The following is a 16,963-nucleotide window of genomic DNA, read 5'->3' as shown; positions in this document are numbered from 1 at the left end:
ACGCCGTGGGTCGATTTCACACCGTCAGGATGTTGATCGCGCACGAGCAGAATTCGGTGTGCACATATCCGCCAGAATTGTGCTGTAACCCGACCTTGGCGCCATCGACCTGACGGTCGCCCGCGGAACCCCGTAACTGCTTGACCAATTCACCGATCTGCGAGATTCCGGTCGCGCCGATGATGTGCCCCTTCGCCAGGAGACCCCCGCTGGTGTTGACCGCGATGTCGCCACCCATGTCGGAGCGCCCTTCCTCGATAAACCGCCCACCGTCGCCTCGCGCACAGAAACCCAGATCCTCATAGTGCTTGATCTCGGCCGGCGCGAAACTGTCGTGGATCTCAGCTATATCGAGATCCTCTGGGCCTATGCCCGCCATTTCGTATGCCTGGGCCGCGGCCCGCACATCGCCGTCGAAGGTGACGAAGTCGAGGTCGTCGAGGTAAGAGCCGGAGGTCAAGACGTTGGCAGCGACCCGAACGTGTGGGACGCCGTGCCTTCGAGCGGTCGCCGCGTCCATCAGCACGGCCGCAGCGGCACCGTCGCCACGGCCGCAGCACATGTACAGCGTGAGCGGATCGGAGATCATGCGCCCGTTCAAGACCTGCTCGAGCGTGACAGGATCGCCGAACTGCGCCAACGGATTTCGAGATCCGAACCGCCTGTTCTTCACCACGACCTGCGCCAGTTGTTCTCGGGTGACGCCGTTCTGTTCCATCATCCGCCGAGCCATCAGTCCGTAGATTCCGGCGGCTGTCAGGCCGAAGTCGCCGTCGCGCTCCGGAATGTGATCGGAAATCTGGTGGAGAATGCTGCTGGAGTCGGCCACATTCATCTGCTCGAGACCGAACGCGAGACCGACGTCGTATTCTCCGGTCGCTATGCGGTACCAAATATCACGGAACGCGACCGAACCTGTCGCACAACCACATTCGGTGCGCATTACCGGAATGTCGGTGATCCCGATTTCGCGCAGCACGATCTGTGGTAGCGCGAAGTACTGACCCAACGGCGCATTCCACTGGCAGGCGTAGCCCCCGGTGGCGACCTGCACCTGCTTGTGCCCGACGCCGGCATCCTTGATGGCCTTGATGCATGCCTCGGCACCGATGTCGGTGATCGCTCTGCCCATGTGCTTGCCGAACTTCGTCTCGCCGATCCCGGCGACGACGACTTCCCTGAGCGTCACGAGTCCGTCCTCTCCTGTACGACGGGCCGGAACTTGTAGGTGTAGAGGTCCTCGCCCGTGGCGTCCTGCATCAGCGGCCGCATCACCAGCTCCATCGGCATACCGACCCGCAACATGTCCTCCCAGGGATCGCAGTCGGTCAGAAGCGACAGCAACCGCACCCCTTCGGGAACGTCGACGAAACCGAGCAGATACGGCTTCGGCAGATGCGGAGCACCGACATGTGTGCAGGTAAAGGTGTGCAGCACACCGGTGGTACTCAACAGCTGCTCATCGAGGGTCTCCCCGAAACAGTTGGGGCACACCCGCTTTCGCGGGAACGCGACCTTGCCGCAGTCTCGGCACCGCTGGCCGGCCAGCACCGGGCCGCGATCGGTCTCGGCGAACATCGCCGCGTTGTGCAGTTTCACGGGACCACACCCAACACCGATGCGGGGATCCGATGCGGCCGGTGACACCGCGGTCTCCGGGCCGGGGTCACCATTCCGGGATCTCGACGCCGCACTGCTTCCACATCTCCGCGAGGTAGTCGTCGTCGTGGCTGACGCCCGGATCGGCCATGTAGCCGTACATCTCGGCAGCGAAGGCGCCGAAGAAGTCCTCCGACATCCGCGTCTTCCACGGCTTGCGCATCACCTCGGTCATCATCCGTCGGAACACCCGCCGATCGTTCCGGCCCTCCACGACCTTGGCGCCGATTTCCCAGGCACGCTCGTAGATCCGCTCTCGGGACACGACCTCATTCACCAGCCCCCAGTCCAGGGCCTGCTCGGCGGTCACCGGAGTCCCCAGCAGCATGGCGTAGTTGGCCCGCTTGGTACCCATCAATTCCTGGTAGGCGATGTTGACGCCGTCACCGGATACGAAGCCCATCCACTTGTGGACATCGACCATGACCGTGTCTTCGGTACAGATGGTCAGATCGCACATCAGTGCCATCTCCATGTGGTACCCGGGACCAGTAACCGCGGCGATGGTGGGAATGCGGACATCGAAGATCAAATTCTCCTGCAACGGCATACCGTCGCCGACGAAGAAATTCATGCTCGCCGCGGACCGCTGCTCGGTGGTCTGCTCGACCAGGTGGCTGCCCTCGTCCTTGTTGGCGACGCCGTAGGCCACCCAGAAATCGCCGGTCGCCGTCAGGATCAACGCATCGTTCTCGGGATCCGCAGCGGCCTCGCGCACCGCCTGATGAATCGCTCGATGCAGTTGCGGGCTCCAAACCAGGGCCTTGTCCTGCGTGTGCATCCGAAGCATGATCACGCCGTCACGACGCTCCATGATGATGTGGTCTTTGTATTTTTCGCTGTAATCCTCGAATTTCGGAGGATCGATGAAATTCGAGATGTGTCCAGCCGCAACGCTCGCCACAACGCACTCCTTCTCGTTCAGATGCTCACCGTGGTCGATGACAGCTGGTCGTCGACCACCCTGTGCTCAGCCCACGGCACCCGTTTCGGGGACGCCGTATCGCCGGTCTCGCCCGGGCCCGATGATTGCAGTGGAACGCTCACTGAATGAGCGTTAATGCCACACAATGACATCGTCTGATTGACGCTAGCCCTCGCCGACCGACCTGTCCAGAGTTTCGAGAAATTTGGGTCACCCAAGACCGGCCGTCCGATGAGTCCAACCACACCGATAGCCGAATGCGGCGGCCCGAGGGGTGGTCGCATCAACCTCGCATGCGAGTAGTGGCGCGACGACAGGAAGGCGTCACGAATTTGCCGCAGAGCCCGCCGCTCGGGCCGGTGCGAGCCGTCAGTCGGATTCCATCCAGGGCTCGAGACGTTTTGCCGCAGTGCGCATATCGGAATGCCAGGACTCTGCGAGCTCCACCGAGAATCGACTCGTCGGCCCGGATATCGCCAGGGCGGCCCGGATTTCGTTACCGAAACACACCGGCACCGCGATACCGGTGAGGCCGAGACGCTCCACGCTGTAGGCCGAATAACCGTGGTCGGCGGCGAAGCGCATCCTGTCGAGTTGCGACGACCGCGCGCGGCCCGACAGCGTCTCGGATACTACGGCGTCCCGCTCAGCATCCGATGCCTGCGAAAGCAGGATGTCGCCGGGTACCGTGCCGACGAGATTGACCGAGTCACCCACGGGAATCACGCGGCGCAACTGATGCCTACTGCTCACCGAAGCCACGCAGACACGCTGGTCACCGCGTCGAATATGTAACGAAGTCGTTTCGCCTGTGAGATCGCGCAGGTCCTGTAGCACCTGATTGATTGCCGAGCCGCGGTCGCCTCGCCCGGCCGCCACGAGATTGAAGACGCGTGTACCGAGTAGGTAGCTGCCGTCGGTGTTGCGGTCCAGCATTTCCTCCATCGCCAGCTCGCGCATGATTCTCGAAACCGTCGACAGCGACAGCGACGTCTCCTCGGCCACTCGCGCCGCCGTGGTCGGCGTACCCGCCCGGGCGACGCTCTCGAGAATCGCGACCACGCGCTGCATCGACCTCATGCTCAGATCCTCCCGCAGTCCTGTGTTCTGACGCAAAACATCACCCGAACGCCACTACTGCCTCCAGGCGGCGACATACCTCGGCTCGACGCCTTCCAGAGAACAACCTTGACTGTCATTCTGTAAAAGGTACGCTCATGCGGTGAGCGTTGTCTTGCTCGCATAAGTCGAACGGTGTCACGGGGCGCTCATATCCGTACGGCAGGACGCCGCGACAAGTCGGGGAGATCAGCGATCCGGCCCGCCGTCACTGGGACGGCCCTGTTGAAAGGAATCAGGATATGAGGCTTGCAGGAAAGACCGCGGTGATTACCGGCGCCGCCAGCGGCATGGGCGCCGCCGAAACCGAGATGTTCGCACTCGAAGGCGCGCGTGTCTATGCATGCGATATTCAAGACGAGCCCGGCCGCGAGCTGGTCGAGCAGATCAGATCCCACGGCGGCAACGCCACGTACCACCACCTCGACGTGACCGATGAGAGTGCCTGGGCCGAGCTCGCGGCCACGATCCGGTCCACCGACTCCGGAGACCTCCAAGTGCTGGTCAACAATGCGGGCATTCAGGTCCGCCACGGCCTGATGGACATGGCTATGGAAGATCTCGACCGCATTCTTTCGGTCAACCTGAAAGGCCCAATGTTCGGCATGCGAGCTTGTGCTCCTCTCATGCGGGACAGCGGAGGAGGCTCCATCATCAACATCGGCTCGCTCGCCGGGATGATGGGCCATCCCATCGCGGCCTACACCGCGAGCAAATGGGCGTTGCGCGGCGTATCCAAAACCGCTGCAATGGAATTCGCGAACTGGGGCATCCGCGTCAACACCATTCACCCCGGCCTCGTTAACACGCCGCTCATCGCCGGCACCCCGTCCTACGACGCAATGGAATCGATGACTCCGATGGGACGAGCGGCCGCAGCCGACGAGTTCGCGCGTGTCGCACTGTTTCTCGCCAGCGACGATTCATCGTTCATGACCGGCGTAGACGTGCCCGTCGACGGAGGCTTCGAGGCCGTCAGCTCCTACCGGCGCGTCTGGCAAACCGTCCAGGGCATCGCGTAACCGGAGCGGGCGCATCAACCCCTATGTCACACACAAGGAGTCAGCCGCGTTGAAGCTCGTCCGTATGTGCCCGTAGAAAACGTCTCCCCTCGCTTCGAAAGCGATGGACGAGGGACTCGCTACCGGCGACCGGTCACCGACGGTGCCATGCCGAACTCGCGACTGAAGGCGAAGGAGAATGCCGCCGGGGATGCGTAACCGAGGACTGCGGCGACTCGAGCGACCGGATGTGCACGCAGCATCGGGATGGCGGCCAACAGCCGAGCCCGCAAACGCCAGGCAGCCGGACTGGTGCCGACCTCGCGGTGAAATCGTCGGGTGAAGGCACGTTCGCTCATGGTCACACGGCGTGCCCACTCGGCGTTCGTCATTCCGACCTCCGGTTCGCTGAAATAGGCTCGGCACAGCGCGGCCAAGTCCGCCGACCTCGGCAGATCGATATGCAGCGGTAGCGGTCCGAGGGACGCCAGCTCATACAGCAGGAGCGATGTGATGGCGCCTTCGCGTCCATTGTGGTCGTACTCGGCCGATAGTTCGGCGGCGGCGAGCAGCAGCTCGCGAACCAGCGATGTCACCTCGACCACAACGCATGAGACGGGCCACCAGGGCACCGCGGCCGGCTCGATGTAGAGACTGCTCGTACTCACATCGAGCATTCGCACCCGATGCGGCGTGGCCGGCGGGATCATGACGCCCTGGGCGGTAGGGACTGTCCAGGTGCCGTCGTCGGTCTCGACGACCATCGTTCCGGTCGCGCCGTAAAGGAACTGCGCACGACGGTGTTCGTGCCAGTCCAAGAGGAAGCCGGGAGTGTAGTCGGTCGCGATCGGCAGCACGTCCCGCTCGACAGCGTCGACCTCGTGCAGCGGAACATTCCTCATAACCCGGCAGCCTAGTGGCCGACTATCGAATGAAATCGACTGATTGTCGATTGCGGGACGTTCATCGGTGCGATGAACTGGACCCGGTGAGCCTCGTAGTTTTTGTTCTCATCGGCCTGCTGACCGGTCTGACCACAGTCCTGTTCGGATTCGGTGGCGGGTTCGTCACCGTACCTGTCGTCGTCTGGGCGAATGCCGCTCTCGGCGCGGACGCGGCGCAGGTGGCGGTGGCGACTTCGGCAGCGGTGATGGTGGTGAACGCCGCCGTGGCCACCGCCGCCACTTCGTGCACGATTCTGCATCGACTGCGCGAAGCTCGCTGCCTCCTCGCGCTGCTCGGGGTCGGTGGCATCGCCGGCGCGCTGCTGGCCCGGCTTGTCCCTGGCGTACTCATCCAGTGGGGCTTCGTGGCCTACCTTGCGGTGACGATCGTCGACGTACTGCTCCGGCCAGGTTTCCTACACCGTCACCGTGCGGAATCGGACTCTCCCGCTTCGCGGCAATTCGCGATCCCCGCGTCACTCGGCCTGCCGATCGGCGCGAGCGCAGCGTTCCTGGGAGTCGGCGGCAGTGTCATGACGGTGCCCCTGCTACGTCGTGCCGGTCATGGGATGGGTGTCGCCGCCACCCTCGCCAATCCATTGACACTCGCAATCAGCCTGCCGGCAGCCCTCACTTTCCTCATCGACAGCGCCCCGGGCCGGGCAGCGGGAGCCACGCTGGTCGGCTCGGTCGATGTGGCGGCGGCAGCGGCGCTACTCGTCGGCGCGCTCCCGGTGATCGTGCTGCTGCGGCGGCATCCCCCGCGCCTGCCCGATCGCCCGCACGCGATCAGCTACGTCCTGCTCCTCGTTGTGGTCATGCTGGCCATGGGATCGACTGCGGTAACCACATCGGTTGGCCATCCGTAGTCGGTCCACAGCGCGGAATGGTGCGAGCTCCCCGACGTTGATCGGCGAGTGCGAGTCGCACACGCGCAACTCGCCTCGGACTCGGACGCGGACCAAAATTCATCACGTGACGGGTACCGGCGTCCTGCTTCGAGTCGGACGCCGGTCGTCAGCGCAGCTGCTATGTCGCGGTGAGTTCGTCCTCGATCCCTGGTAGGTGCTGTTGCTCGGTCGCCTGCTGACGCGGGGGCTCCTTGGCGAACAGCAGCATCGCTGTCGAACCGATCAGGCACAGTGCCGCCATAACGATGAATCCGCCGTCGTAGGTGCCCGTTCGAGTGACGATGAACCCCATGACCGAAGGTGCGATGATCCCGGCGAGCGCGAAACACGCGTCCGCGAATCCTGCCGCTGTGCCGGGCTGAGTAGGTGCGGCGTCGATCGAGGCCACCCACCATATTCCGCCGGTGATGAATCCGAAGCCGACGCCCGCCGAAATACAGATCAGTGCGACTGTGAGATTACCGGGGACGAACAGAATCGGGACGATCGAAGCGCCTGCGAGAAGCAGCGCCACACCGATGATGACGAATCGCGACCGGATGCTGTGTGTGCGCTTGTAAACCCGGTCGACGATGACTCCGCCGGCGAGTGCTCCGACGACACCAGCTGCCCAGGGCGCGACCGAGAATGCGCCGACCGCCTTGATGGACAGACCGAATGCGCCTTGCAGGTATTGCGGGAGCCAATACATGAATGCCCAGAACATGAACCCCCAGGAGAAATAGCCGAAGCCGACCAGCCAGAGGTTGCGGTTACGCAGGATCTCGCCCCAGTCGACCTTCGACTCATGACCGCTGTCTTCGCCATCGGTCTGCCCTGCTCGGATATAGCGCAACTCTTCGTCCGAGACGAATGAGGCCTCGCTCGGTGAGTTCTTCAGAGAAGGGAATGCCACAAGCACCCAAACGATTCCGGCGAGCGCGAGAACCCAGAACATCCCCTTCCAGCCGGTGAGGGCGATTAGTTGGGTGAGAATGGGGCCGCCGACGAGCAGGCTGCCGGAGACGGCTACACCACCGATGAGCGCGAGCGCTTTTCCCCGCTCATGCGCGGGCAGCCACCGACTGGCAATCCGGGTCGCGGCCGGGAAACAGGGAGCTTCACCCGCTCCGAGGAGGATGCGCAGCAGAATGAGGCCGATGAATCCACCAGCGAACGGGGTCAATGCTGTTGCCGCGGCCCAGATGAACATTCCCACGATGAGGACACGTCGTGAGCCGAAACGATCGACCAGCGGTCCGGAGAGCAGGGCGAAAAGCATGTAACCGACTGAGAATGCGGAACTGATGAAGCCATATTGGCCGGGAGTGATCCCGAACTCTTCCCGCAGATCAGTGACAGCGAACGAGATGGCGCTGCGATCAATATAATTCACCACCACTAGGCCCAGAATTATGGTGATGGTCAACCAACGCGATTTCATAGCGAACTCCTCGGATAAAACTGTGCGCGGTCAGATAACGCCGCGCAGGCGCAGGCTGTCGATGTCCTCGGTGCTGCGCCCGAGGCTGGTGAGGACCTTGTCGGTATCGGCACCTGCGGGTCGTCCGGTGTGCCGGATCGAGCCAGGGGAATGTCCCATGCGCCACATGACGTTTTGCATGCGCACCGGACCTAGTTCGTCGTCCTCGACGGTGGTGATCATGTCGGTTTCGACTACTTGCGGATCGGTCAGGAGATCACTCGGCCGGTAGACCGGCGCGACCGCGGCGCCGGCTTCTTCGAAAACAGAGGTGACTTCGTCGCGGGTACGTTCGGCGATCCAGTCGCCGACATAGCGATCCAGCAGATCCGCGTGCTGCGCACGTTCACGTCCGGTCGCGAACCACTTCTCGTCGAGGACTTCGGGATGCCCAACGATCCTCATAACGCGTTCCGCGATCGCCTGCGCGCTGGTCGAGATCGCCACCCAGTGGTCGTCTTTGGTGCGGTAGAGGTTTCGCGGTGCGTTGTTCTGCGATCTGTTGCCGGTCCGCTCCTGGTCGATGCCGAGTTGGTCGGCATAGATCACCCCGGGGCCGACCGCGGTCATGATCGGTGTGAGCAAGTCGAGATCGATCGTTTGCCCGGTTCCGCCGTTGCGTTCGCGGTCGAGGAGGGCCATCGATATCGCGGAGGAGCCGGCGATGCCGGCGATGGAGTCGGCGAGCCCGAAAGCCGGGAGGGTGGGCGGCCCGTCGGGCTGACCGGTGAGGTAGGCGAATCCGCTCATCGACTCGACCAGCGTGCCGAACGCCGGCCGTTTGGCATAGGGACCTTGTTGTCCGAAACCCGTGACGCGCAGCATGATCAGACCGGGATTGGTCGAGGAGAGTTCCGCATAGGACAGGCCCCAGCGTTCGAACGTTCCCGGTCGGAAGTTCTCGATGACAACGTCTGCTTCGGCTGCCAGCTCTCGGAAGATCGCCTGCCCGTCCGCGGTACCCAGGTTCAGGGTGATCGTCTGCTTGTTGCGGCTGACCATCGTCCACCACAACGGAACACCCTCCTTGTCGAGTCCGTGGCCGCGCATTCCGTCCAGCTTCTGCGGGTGTTCGATTTTGATTACTTCCGCGCCGAAGTCGCCCAGAATCTGGGCCGTCAGCGGACCGGCCAGGATGGTGGAAGCATCCAGAACTTTGATTCCACGAAGTGGGCCGGACGGCTCGCCGGCGTTCGTATCGTCCTTCACCTGGAATCTCCTCAGTACGGCCGGGACAGGTAGCGACCCATGGGGTTGCCCGTGACGGTGCCGTTGGACAACACGCGATTGCCTCGGACGAAGGTGTCGGTTACCGCGGCGGTCAGTTCGAACCCTTCGAACGGCGTGTACTCCTGCGTGGACTCGGAGTCTTCGGCGTGTACGGTCCACGTCTTGTTCGGGTCGACGATCGCGATGTCCGCGTCGACGCCCTCGGCGATTCTGCCCTTGCCAGGGAGCCCGTAACGATCGGCCGGGTTCGATGCCGTGAGTTGCGCGATCCGGCGCAGCGACAGGCCGCGCTTGCGGCCCTCGGTGATCAGGCCGGGCAGCAGGTACTCGGTGCCACCGAAGCCGGACTTCGCGGCGAACACATCGGCGCGATCCTCGCCGAACTTGACCTCGTCCTTGCAGCATGCGTGATCGGAGACCACCCAGTCGATGTTGCCGGCGAGCAGGTGTTCCCACAGCGCTTCGACATCCTCGCGCGGACGGATCGGTGGGTTCACCTTCGCGCCGAGCCCGTTTGCGGTGTCGATGTCGGCGAGCAGGTGTCCGATCGTGACCTCGCGGCGGAAGTTCACATGGGGGAAGGCATCGGCCATCTTCATCGCGGCCTTCAGCGCCTTTGCCGAACTCAGGTGCAGCAGGTTGATATTCGGCAGCCCCGTTTCGTCGGCGAGGAAGGACGCGATGGTGACTGCCAGTCCCTCGGAGTGCTGCGGACGGGACGCGCTATATGCGGCGAGCCCGCTGAGCTTGCCCTCTTGTTCGACGATCTTGGTGTAGGCGCTCATGATTTCAGCGGTCTCACAGTGCAGTGAGAGTGAAATGTGTGGCGCGAGTTCGGGGAACTGTTCGCGCGCCCGCTGGATTCCGCGCATGACGAACTCGAAGTGGGCGATATCGTAGCGCTCGTCCTCCGGGATCATCAGGAAGTCGCTCTGCGAGGTGGAGCGTCCGTGCAGGCCGTGGCTGCCGTAGAACATGAAGATCTTGAACGAGGTCACACCCTGGTCGGATGCGAGGTCGCCGATCTCGCCGATGTGTTGCTTGGACATCGGTGCCAGATGGAAGGCGTAGTCGATGTAGCTGCGCCCCGCCGAGGCATCGAGGACTTCCGGGAAGAAGTCGGCGTAGGCGCCTCCCTTGTTGAGGTAGTACTGCCCGGTCCGCATGTACGTCAGCGCGGTGGTGACGCCACCTTGCGCGCTCGCGCGGGACTCGGTGCTCGTGTCTTCGGGCAGTGCGTTGTAGATCCCCCAGTGCTGGTGCGCATCCACCACGCCGGGGAAGACGAGTTTGTCGGTGGCATCGACGATCTCGGCTTCCTCGGACCGAAGGTCGGGGCCGATGGCCGCGATTTTGCCGTCGACGATAAGAATGTCCGCGGACTCGCCCCCTTCGGGCGCCTCGTTGTCCGTGCGCACGACGGTGCCGTTCTTGATCAGGTACGTAGTCATGACTCTCTCCTGGCGAATATCTGGATAAGTGATGTCGGTGGTCAGGCCGCGACGGGGCTGCTGACGTGCTCGGCGGCGAGGAAGGCGAGCCCGAGCGCCGCGATGAGGCCGTTACCCGCGAGATAGCCGCCCGCTCCGTGGCCGGAGATACCGATGGCTGCTCCACCCGCCGCGTACAGACCGGGGATCGGCGAGCGGTCGGCGAGGACGCGCGCGTGTTCGTCGACGACGAGGCCCCCCTGTGTGTGGAACAGGGCGGGAGTGATGGCGATGGCGATGTACGGTCCGGTCAGGGGATGGCGCTCGTCCGCGCGGCCTTGGCGGTCTGGTTCCTGTCCGGCGGCAGAGCGCCGGGCTGCTGCCAGTTCGTCCTCGAGCGCGTCCGAGGGAACCCCGAGACGCACAGCCAGGTCCGTGGCGGTTTCGGCCCGGACGAGGGCCCCGCCGGCGGCGACCGCGCAGAAGTCGTCGAAGGCCGAGCACAGTGCTTCGATGTGCTCATCGATGACGATCCAGCCCATACCGCCGGGTTGTCCGGCGAGGATGGCCGCAAATTCGGAGTATCCGGTCGATTCGGGTGCGAAGCGCCTGCCGTCGCTGTTGACGACTATTCCCCCATGCATGACTGTCGCCCAGCCGACGAGCGTCTGACTGCGGGACGACAGTGCGGCGTGGCCCTGATAGGCGTCGAGGTACGCGCTGTCGGCTCCCAGGCCGCGCCCGATGCGCAGGGCGTCTCCTTTACTGAATTGGCCGCCGTGGTAATGGGAGTCGGCGATCTCGGGAATCCACTGACGCACGAGTGCGCGATCGGCTCCGAAGCCGTTGGTGGCCAACAACACCGCAGGTGTGGCCAGATGCTCGGAATGTCCGTCGGGAGTGGCGATCTCGACCCCGGAAACACGCCTGTCGGTGGTGCACACCTCGCGCAAACTCATCGGTGCGATCACCTCGATCCGAGGATGCGCGTGTGCGCGCTGTACGAGGTGGCGCAGGATGCGGGATCCGTGGCGACCGGTGATGGTGTGGCAGCGGTCGGCACTGTGTCCGGGGTACCGGAAGTCGGTGACGAGTTCGAGGTCGATGGCCTGCGAGTCGGCCAGCCAGGTGACCAGGCGTGCGCTCACCTCGGCGAGTGCACGGGCCAGTCGCCGATCGGCCGTACCGGCGGTTTTGCGATCGATGTCGGCGATGAACCGGTCCGGGCTGTCGGCCACACCCGCCTCGCGCTGCCAGCGGGTTCCGGCGGCGGGGATCATCGCGGTGCACATCGACGTGTTGTTGCCGCGCTGGAAGTGCTCGTCGGCGTCGACTACCAGCACGTTCGAGCCGAGTTCGGCTGCTCGCAGGGCGGCGACGAGCCCACCGCCCGCACCGGCGACAACGAGTTCGAAATCCGAGCCATCCACGCTTCCTCCAATCATGTTCCGCCTAGCGGAACGAGGGAATGTGATCCCCTGCACTATGCACGTTTGGCTTTCTGTGCGCAAGTGCCTGCACGGGTGATTAACCTCAGGGAACTCTGAATTCCAATCCATCAGAGCCGTTGGACAATCGTTTCGCTAAGCGGTACAAATTGTCTTGGGTTACGGCGGCTGTAGCGCCGTACGAAACAACGAATCGACCCCGGAGAACGGAGCCACGATGGAGTCCTCCAGTGGAGGCACCACCTCTGCCGCTCGGGCAGCGGATGTTCTGCTCGAATTCGGCCGCCGGTCGAGCGCACTCGGCGTCTCCGAGATCGCCCGCGCGACCGGTATGTCCAAGGCGGTTGCCCACCGCATCCTCACGACATTCGTCGAGTGCGGTCTCCTGCTGTACGAGCCCTCGACGCGTCGATACCTTCTCGGTCCTGCGGCGGCGACGCTCGGCGCGCGCGCATTGGATGTGTCGCCGCTGCGACGGGTGGCACGTGAGGCGTTGGTCGATCTGCAGCGAGCCACAGGTGAGACCGCGACGGTATCCGGTCGACTGCCCGGGGGGCGGGTCTATCTCGACCAGGTCGAGAGCACGCAGGAAATCAAGATGACCGTTGACCTGGGCAAACGGTTCGATCTGCACAGCGGCTCGTCGGGTCGCATCATCCTGGCCTATCTCTCCGAGGAAGAGCAGGAAGATCTGCTGTCCCGGCCGCTCCCCCGCCTCACCTCCACCACGATCATTGACCCAGCGGCACTGCGTGCCACGCTGCGTGAAGCGCGCGAGCGAGGGGTATGTCGATCGACCGGAGAACGACAGGAAGGGGCCGGATCGATCGCTGCCCCGGTATTCGGCGCGGATGGCACCGTAATCGGGTCGGTATCGGTGTGCGGTCCCAGCTATCGAATGACCGACGACGCCTGTGACCGTCACGAAAACTCACTCGTGGAGGCCGCGCAGCGGGTCTCGCGCGCCCTCGGCTACCGGGCATCGGGTCCCACAGCCGCGGAGACGATGTGACTCCGCGCAGCTGGCTGTACGTGCCCGGACATCGTGACGATCGCATCGGCAGAGCGCTCGACAGCGCCGCCGACGCCATCGTCATCGATCTGGAGGACGCGGTCCCGGTCGGGGCGAAGGACCGTGCGCTGGCGAACGCACTCGACACCCTGCGTGCCGCATCACCGGGTCGTGAAATCTGGTTGCGGCTCAATGCCATCGGATCCGAGTGGCTCGAGCATGAACTGTGCGCATTGGCGTCGGCCGGAAGTATGCCCGCTGGAGTCCGGTTGCCGAAAGCCGAGCAGCTCGAGTCGGTCTCGGCGACAGTGAATCGGCTCGCGTGCGATGTCCATGCCATCATCGAATCCGCGGCGGGGCTCCTCGCGGCACCCCAGATCGCGCGGTGTCATCCGCGAGTGACGGGCATCGCGCTCGGTGAGGCAGATCTTGCTGCCGATATGCGCACAGAATCGAGTGGCCTCGCGTGGGCACGTGGCTGGATCGTCGCCGCAGCGCGGGCCGCCGGGCTATCTTCGCCCATCCAGAGCGTCTGGACCGCCGTCGACGACCCGGCAGGTCTCGCGGAGACGTCGCGTACCGGACGCGCCCAGGGGTTCTTCGGGCGGTCGGTCATACACCCGAACCAAATCGACATCGTCAACGAGGCATACACGCCATCGCCGGACGAGCAGAGCAGGGCTCGACGGATCGTGGACTGCGCGGCCGTAGCAATGGAAGCGGGTGAATCCGCCGTGCTCGACGAGGACGGCAGATTCATCGATCCCGCCGTCGTCGCCAACGCACGCTTAGTCCTCGACCGAGCCGACGCCATAGCAGCACGAGGAGTAAAAGCATGACCGAACACACCGTCACCGCTGGACCGGACGCACTGTTGAATGCCGTGGTGGCCACCGAAGCCGACATCATCGAGCTCGGGCACCCGCATACGACGGGAATGCCGTGTTCGCCCAACCATCCGGGGTTTCGGATGACATTGATCCGGCGGCACGGCGACATGGTCCGTCCGGATGGCGGATCGGCATCCAACGAGATCATCGTGACCGGCGGGCACGTCGGTACGCACGTGGACGCTCTCTCGCACGTCAGTCACGAGGGCAAGCTTCATGGGGGTGTCGACGCGGAGGAGGCGCAACGCGGCGGGAGGTTCTCGAAGTTGGGCGCGGAATCCATCCCGTTCCTACTTCGTCGCGGTGTCCTTCTCGATGTGGCACGCGTCCATGGGGTCGATGCCCTCGACGCCGGTTACGCAGTCACCGAGCAGGATCTGCGTGACGCGGCCGATGACGCGGGTGTGGCTCCGCGGCGCGGGGATGTCGTGCTCATCCGCACCGGCTGGGCCAGGCACTTCGAGGACCCCCAGCACTATCTCGGTCAGCAGGACGGGGTTCCCGGCGCCGATGTCGGCGCGGCGCGCTGGCTCGCTGACGCGGGCATCGTGGCCGCGGGCGCGGATACCACCGCGTTCGAGCACATTCCGGCGGGCAAGGGCCACAGCGTGCTTCCGGTGCATCGAGTCTTGCTCGTGGAGAACGGAATCCACATCATCGAGCACCTGAATCTCGAGGCGGCGAGCGAGCGCGGGCTCACCGAGTTCACCTTCGTCATGGCTGCCCTGCGGATCACCGGTGGGACCGGATCGCCGGTACGCCCCGTCGCGGTGGTGGCCGCATGAGCCGCCCCGAGAGCGCGTCCCGACACGATATGCGGGGCACGGTCGTCGGTCGTCTCGCCGCGCTGGCCGACCACACCCGCACCGCCGGACTCGCCGAGGAACTGCGCAAAGACGTCGCCCGCCGGGTCCTCGACGTGCTCGGCAACTCCCTCGCCGCGCAGGGGCAGCCATCCGCGCGCGCCGTCGCCGCTGTGGCCCGTGGCTGGGCAGGCGCCCCCGCGGCTACCGGCATCGGTACCGGCGAACGCTTCCCCGCCGCCACAGCCGCCCTGGTGAACGGCACGCTCGCGCACTCGATGGACTCGGATGACACCCACCTTCCTTCGGTGTTGCATCCGTCCGCATCGGTGGTGCCGACCGCGCTCGCAGTCGGTGAGGCAACCGCCGCGTCGGGAGCCTCGGTCCTCGACGCGGCGGGCGTGGGTATCGAAATCGCGGTGCGTTTGGGTATGGGCGGCTACGACGAGGACCTGGGCAACTCCGAGTTCTTCGAACGCGGCCAGCACGCGACGTCGATCTGTGGCGCGGTTGGGTCCGCTGCCGCGGCGGCGATGCTGTACGGCCTGGACGCCGACGGCATTGCCGACGCGATGGGGATCGCCGCCAGCTTCGGTGCGGGGTTGCTCGAGGCGAACAGGACCGGCGGCACGGTCAAGCGCGTGCACTGTGGTTGGGCAGCGCATTCGGGTGTGACCGCGGCGGAATTCGCCCGTCACGGACTCACCGGACCGCCCACGGTGATCGAAGGCAGATTCGGTTTCCTGCACGCGTTCTGCGGTGACCGGGCCGACGCGGCGAAGGTGGTCGAAGGGATCGGCGAGCACTGGGAATTGCCAGGCATCTTCTTCAAACCGTATCCGTGCAACCACTTCACCCACGCCGGCATCGACGCCGCGCGCGCACTTCGACGTGACGGACTCGACCCCGCCGAGATAGTGGAGATCGATCTCGGCGTACCGAAGCCGGTGCTGCGCACCATCGCTGAGCCACCCGCCGCCAAGGCCGCCCCGGAATCCGGGTACCACGCGGCATTCTCGGGCCCGTTCACCGTGGCACGTGCGCTGCTGGGGGGTTCGGGACTCGGTGTCGGGCACGCCGATTTCACGGACGAGGCGGCGAAAGACCCTCGTACGCTGGCGCTGGCATCGCTCGTGGTCAGTCATAGCGACGACCGTTGCGACGAGCTCTACCCGCACCAGTTCCCCGCCGTCCTCCGAGTGCGTACCCGCGACGGCGTATGGCATGAGGCTCGCGTCGACCACAACCGCGGCGGTCCTGCGAATCCGCTCTCGGACGACGAACTCATCCTGAAATTCGATCTCAACGTCGAAGGGCGTTTGCCCTCGGATACGGCGCGCACCGTCGCCGAACGGGCTCTCGGGCTCTCGTCGGCCGACGCGCTCGACGACCTGATGTCGAGCGTCCGTGGCTGACGATCCCGGAGGCGGACGAAACGAGCCGTCCGTCAACTGGGTCCTCAGGTCGTCCAGAAACCCGGACGTCCCGAGCTCCTCGCCGTCGTAGGCTGCGGTCCAGATGTTTTCGGCACCGTATCGATGGCTTCGACCATTGCGTCGGTGAGGGTGATGCCGAGTGAGTACTGCAGTTGGCCACGAACTCGTGGGTGCCGCCACCAGTATCGGTGCGCACCAGCACCTTTCGCCCGACCCGATACCTGGGCCGCCACGGCAACTGCGGTATCGCTTCGGCGAGCACCTTCTTGTGGTCGGCGGCGGTGTTCGCGCCGGCGTTACCTGCCCGCAGTGTCAGCACCGCCGGTTCCCCTGTGCCCGTTTCGCCGTGGTCGATGAACGCGTGGAGGCGCTCGTCGCGGGATATCCTGCACCACAACCAGTTCGGTGTCGCACGACATTCAATTGCCGGTGCGAATCCTTTCGGTCACGCGTGTCTGTCGGCGCGGCGTCGCCGACTTGTCGCCTGCGCGTCATCCGAGGTGGATGTGTCGGGTGGGCCGGTTCACGTCGCTCGTCCGCAGGGCCCTCGATCACGTCTCCGGACAGCGTCGGCAACTCCTGGTCGGATGCTTGAACACAGATCCGGCCGATTCTCGGCAAGGGATGGAGCGCGGTCCTATGTTGCCCTATGCTTGCTACTTGTCGCGATCTAGGCAGTCGGATGTAGCCGGC

The 16,963-nt window shown here is 64.6% G+C and carries 15 protein-coding genes; 6 read left to right on the top strand and 9 right to left on the bottom strand.

Annotated features, from left to right (window positions below; translation table 11 throughout):
* Nucleotides 1-16: 16 nt before the first annotated feature.
* The 4 genes from LKE06_RS32920 to LKE06_RS16880 form a co-directional block, all read right to left on the bottom strand.
* Nucleotides 17-1,189, bottom strand: a complete 1,173-nt coding sequence (locus LKE06_RS32920; protein ID WP_228000088.1) for a thiolase family protein — start codon at nucleotides 1,187-1,189, stop codon at nucleotides 17-19.
* Nucleotides 1,186-1,599 (bottom strand): Zn-ribbon domain-containing OB-fold protein, encoded by a 414-nt coding sequence (locus LKE06_RS16890; RefSeq protein WP_228000087.1) that lies wholly within the window; start codon nucleotides 1,597-1,599, stop codon nucleotides 1,186-1,188. Before LKE06_RS16890 ends, LKE06_RS32920 begins: the two co-directional genes overlap by 4 nt.
* A gap of 67 nt (nucleotides 1,600-1,666) precedes the next feature.
* The gene (locus LKE06_RS16885) at nucleotides 1,667-2,563 is read right to left on the bottom strand and encodes an enoyl-CoA hydratase/isomerase family protein (protein ID WP_228000086.1); all 897 of its coding nucleotides are present in this window, start codon (nucleotides 2,561-2,563) and stop codon (nucleotides 1,667-1,669) included.
* 390 nt (nucleotides 2,564-2,953) lie between these two features.
* Nucleotides 2,954-3,664, bottom strand: coding sequence for an IclR family transcriptional regulator (locus LKE06_RS16880; protein ID WP_228000085.1), 711 nt, complete (start codon nucleotides 3,662-3,664; stop codon nucleotides 2,954-2,956).
* Nucleotides 3,665-3,945: 281 nt separating this feature from the next.
* On the opposite strand from LKE06_RS16880, the gene LKE06_RS16875 reads away from it, so the two are divergent.
* The gene (locus LKE06_RS16875) at nucleotides 3,946-4,725 is read left to right on the top strand and encodes an SDR family NAD(P)-dependent oxidoreductase (RefSeq protein ID WP_228000084.1); all 780 of its coding nucleotides are present in this window, start codon (nucleotides 3,946-3,948) and stop codon (nucleotides 4,723-4,725) included.
* Nucleotides 4,726-4,844: 119 nt separating this feature from the next.
* Here LKE06_RS16875 and LKE06_RS16870 read toward each other — a convergent pair whose 3' ends face one another.
* Nucleotides 4,845-5,606 (bottom strand): AraC family transcriptional regulator, encoded by a 762-nt coding sequence (locus LKE06_RS16870; protein WP_228000082.1) that lies wholly within the window; start codon nucleotides 5,604-5,606, stop codon nucleotides 4,845-4,847.
* Nucleotides 5,607-5,692: 86 nt separating this feature from the next.
* On the opposite strand from LKE06_RS16870, the gene LKE06_RS16865 reads away from it, so the two are divergent.
* On the top strand, nucleotides 5,693-6,517 hold the full coding sequence (locus LKE06_RS16865; protein ID WP_228000080.1) for a sulfite exporter TauE/SafE family protein: 825 nt from the start codon (nucleotides 5,693-5,695) through the stop codon (nucleotides 6,515-6,517).
* Nucleotides 6,518-6,677: 160 nt separating this feature from the next.
* On the opposite strand, the gene LKE06_RS16860 is transcribed toward LKE06_RS16865, so the two are convergent.
* Genes LKE06_RS16860 through LKE06_RS16845 form a run of 4 tightly spaced genes read right to left on the bottom strand, consistent with a single transcriptional unit; the run spans nucleotide 6,678 to nucleotide 12,111 of the window.
* Complete coding sequence (locus LKE06_RS16860) at nucleotides 6,678-7,982, bottom strand: MFS transporter (RefSeq protein WP_228000078.1); 1,305 nt, start codon at nucleotides 7,980-7,982, stop codon at nucleotides 6,678-6,680.
* 30 nt (nucleotides 7,983-8,012) lie between these two features.
* Nucleotides 8,013-9,230: a CaiB/BaiF CoA transferase family protein gene (locus LKE06_RS16855; protein ID WP_228000076.1), complete on the bottom strand. Its 1,218-nt coding sequence runs from the start codon at nucleotides 9,228-9,230 to the stop codon at nucleotides 8,013-8,015.
* Between the two features lie 11 nt (nucleotides 9,231-9,241).
* Entirely contained in the window at nucleotides 9,242-10,702 is a 1,461-nt protein-coding gene (locus tag LKE06_RS16850) for a dihydroorotase (protein WP_228000074.1), read from the bottom strand.
* Nucleotides 10,703-10,743: 41 nt separating this feature from the next.
* On the bottom strand, nucleotides 10,744-12,111 hold the full coding sequence (locus LKE06_RS16845; RefSeq protein WP_228000073.1) for an FAD-dependent oxidoreductase: 1,368 nt from the start codon (nucleotides 12,109-12,111) through the stop codon (nucleotides 10,744-10,746).
* 235 nt (nucleotides 12,112-12,346) lie between these two features.
* Between LKE06_RS16845 and LKE06_RS16840 the strand changes: the two genes are divergently transcribed.
* From LKE06_RS16840 to LKE06_RS16825, 4 genes are read left to right on the top strand one after another with little or no spacing between them, the layout of a single operon-like run.
* Nucleotides 12,347-13,141, top strand: coding sequence for an IclR family transcriptional regulator (locus LKE06_RS16840; RefSeq protein ID WP_228000071.1), 795 nt, complete (start codon nucleotides 12,347-12,349; stop codon nucleotides 13,139-13,141).
* On the top strand, nucleotides 13,138-13,980 hold the full coding sequence (locus tag LKE06_RS16835) for an HpcH/HpaI aldolase/citrate lyase family protein (RefSeq protein WP_228000069.1): 843 nt from the start codon (nucleotides 13,138-13,140) through the stop codon (nucleotides 13,978-13,980). The genes LKE06_RS16840 and LKE06_RS16835 overlap by 4 nt, the downstream gene beginning before the upstream one ends.
* On the top strand, nucleotides 13,977-14,816 hold the full coding sequence (locus tag LKE06_RS16830) for a cyclase family protein (RefSeq protein ID WP_228000064.1): 840 nt from the start codon (nucleotides 13,977-13,979) through the stop codon (nucleotides 14,814-14,816). The genes LKE06_RS16835 and LKE06_RS16830 overlap by 4 nt, the downstream gene beginning before the upstream one ends.
* Entirely contained in the window at nucleotides 14,813-16,249 is a 1,437-nt protein-coding gene (locus LKE06_RS16825) for an MmgE/PrpD family protein (RefSeq protein ID WP_228000062.1), read from the top strand. Before LKE06_RS16830 ends, LKE06_RS16825 begins: the two co-directional genes overlap by 4 nt.
* Nucleotides 16,250-16,963: the final 714 nt, after the last annotated feature.

Origin of the sequence: Nocardia australiensis, assembly GCF_020733705.1 — a bacterium.
Lineage (GTDB): Bacteria > Actinomycetota > Actinomycetes > Mycobacteriales > Mycobacteriaceae > Nocardia > Nocardia australiensis.
Note: the sequence above shows the minus strand (reverse complement) of the source record. Positions and strands in the feature narration are given on the sequence as shown.

Excerpts from the sequence above, each read along its gene's own strand:
- LKE06_RS16880 (WP_228000085.1), bottom strand. The coding sequence starts at position 3,664 with ATGAGGTCGATGCAGCGCGTGGTCGCGATTCTCGAGAGCGTCGCCCGG.
- LKE06_RS16875 (WP_228000084.1), top strand. The coding sequence starts at position 3,946 with ATGAGGCTTGCAGGAAAGACCGCGGTGATTACCGGCGCCGCCAGCGGC.
- LKE06_RS16870 (WP_228000082.1), bottom strand. The coding sequence starts at position 5,606 with ATGAGGAATGTTCCGCTGCACGAGGTCGACGCTGTCGAGCGGGACGTG.
- LKE06_RS16860 (WP_228000078.1), bottom strand. The coding sequence starts at position 7,982 with ATGAAATCGCGTTGGTTGACCATCACCATAATTCTGGGCCTAGTGGTG.
- LKE06_RS16850 (WP_228000074.1), bottom strand. The coding sequence starts at position 10,702 with ATGACTACGTACCTGATCAAGAACGGCACCGTCGTGCGCACGGACAAC.
- LKE06_RS16840 (WP_228000071.1), top strand. The coding sequence starts at position 12,347 with ATGGAGTCCTCCAGTGGAGGCACCACCTCTGCCGCTCGGGCAGCGGAT.
- LKE06_RS16830 (WP_228000064.1), top strand. The coding sequence starts at position 13,977 with ATGACCGAACACACCGTCACCGCTGGACCGGACGCACTGTTGAATGCC.
- LKE06_RS16825 (WP_228000062.1), top strand. The coding sequence starts at position 14,813 with ATGAGCCGCCCCGAGAGCGCGTCCCGACACGATATGCGGGGCACGGTC.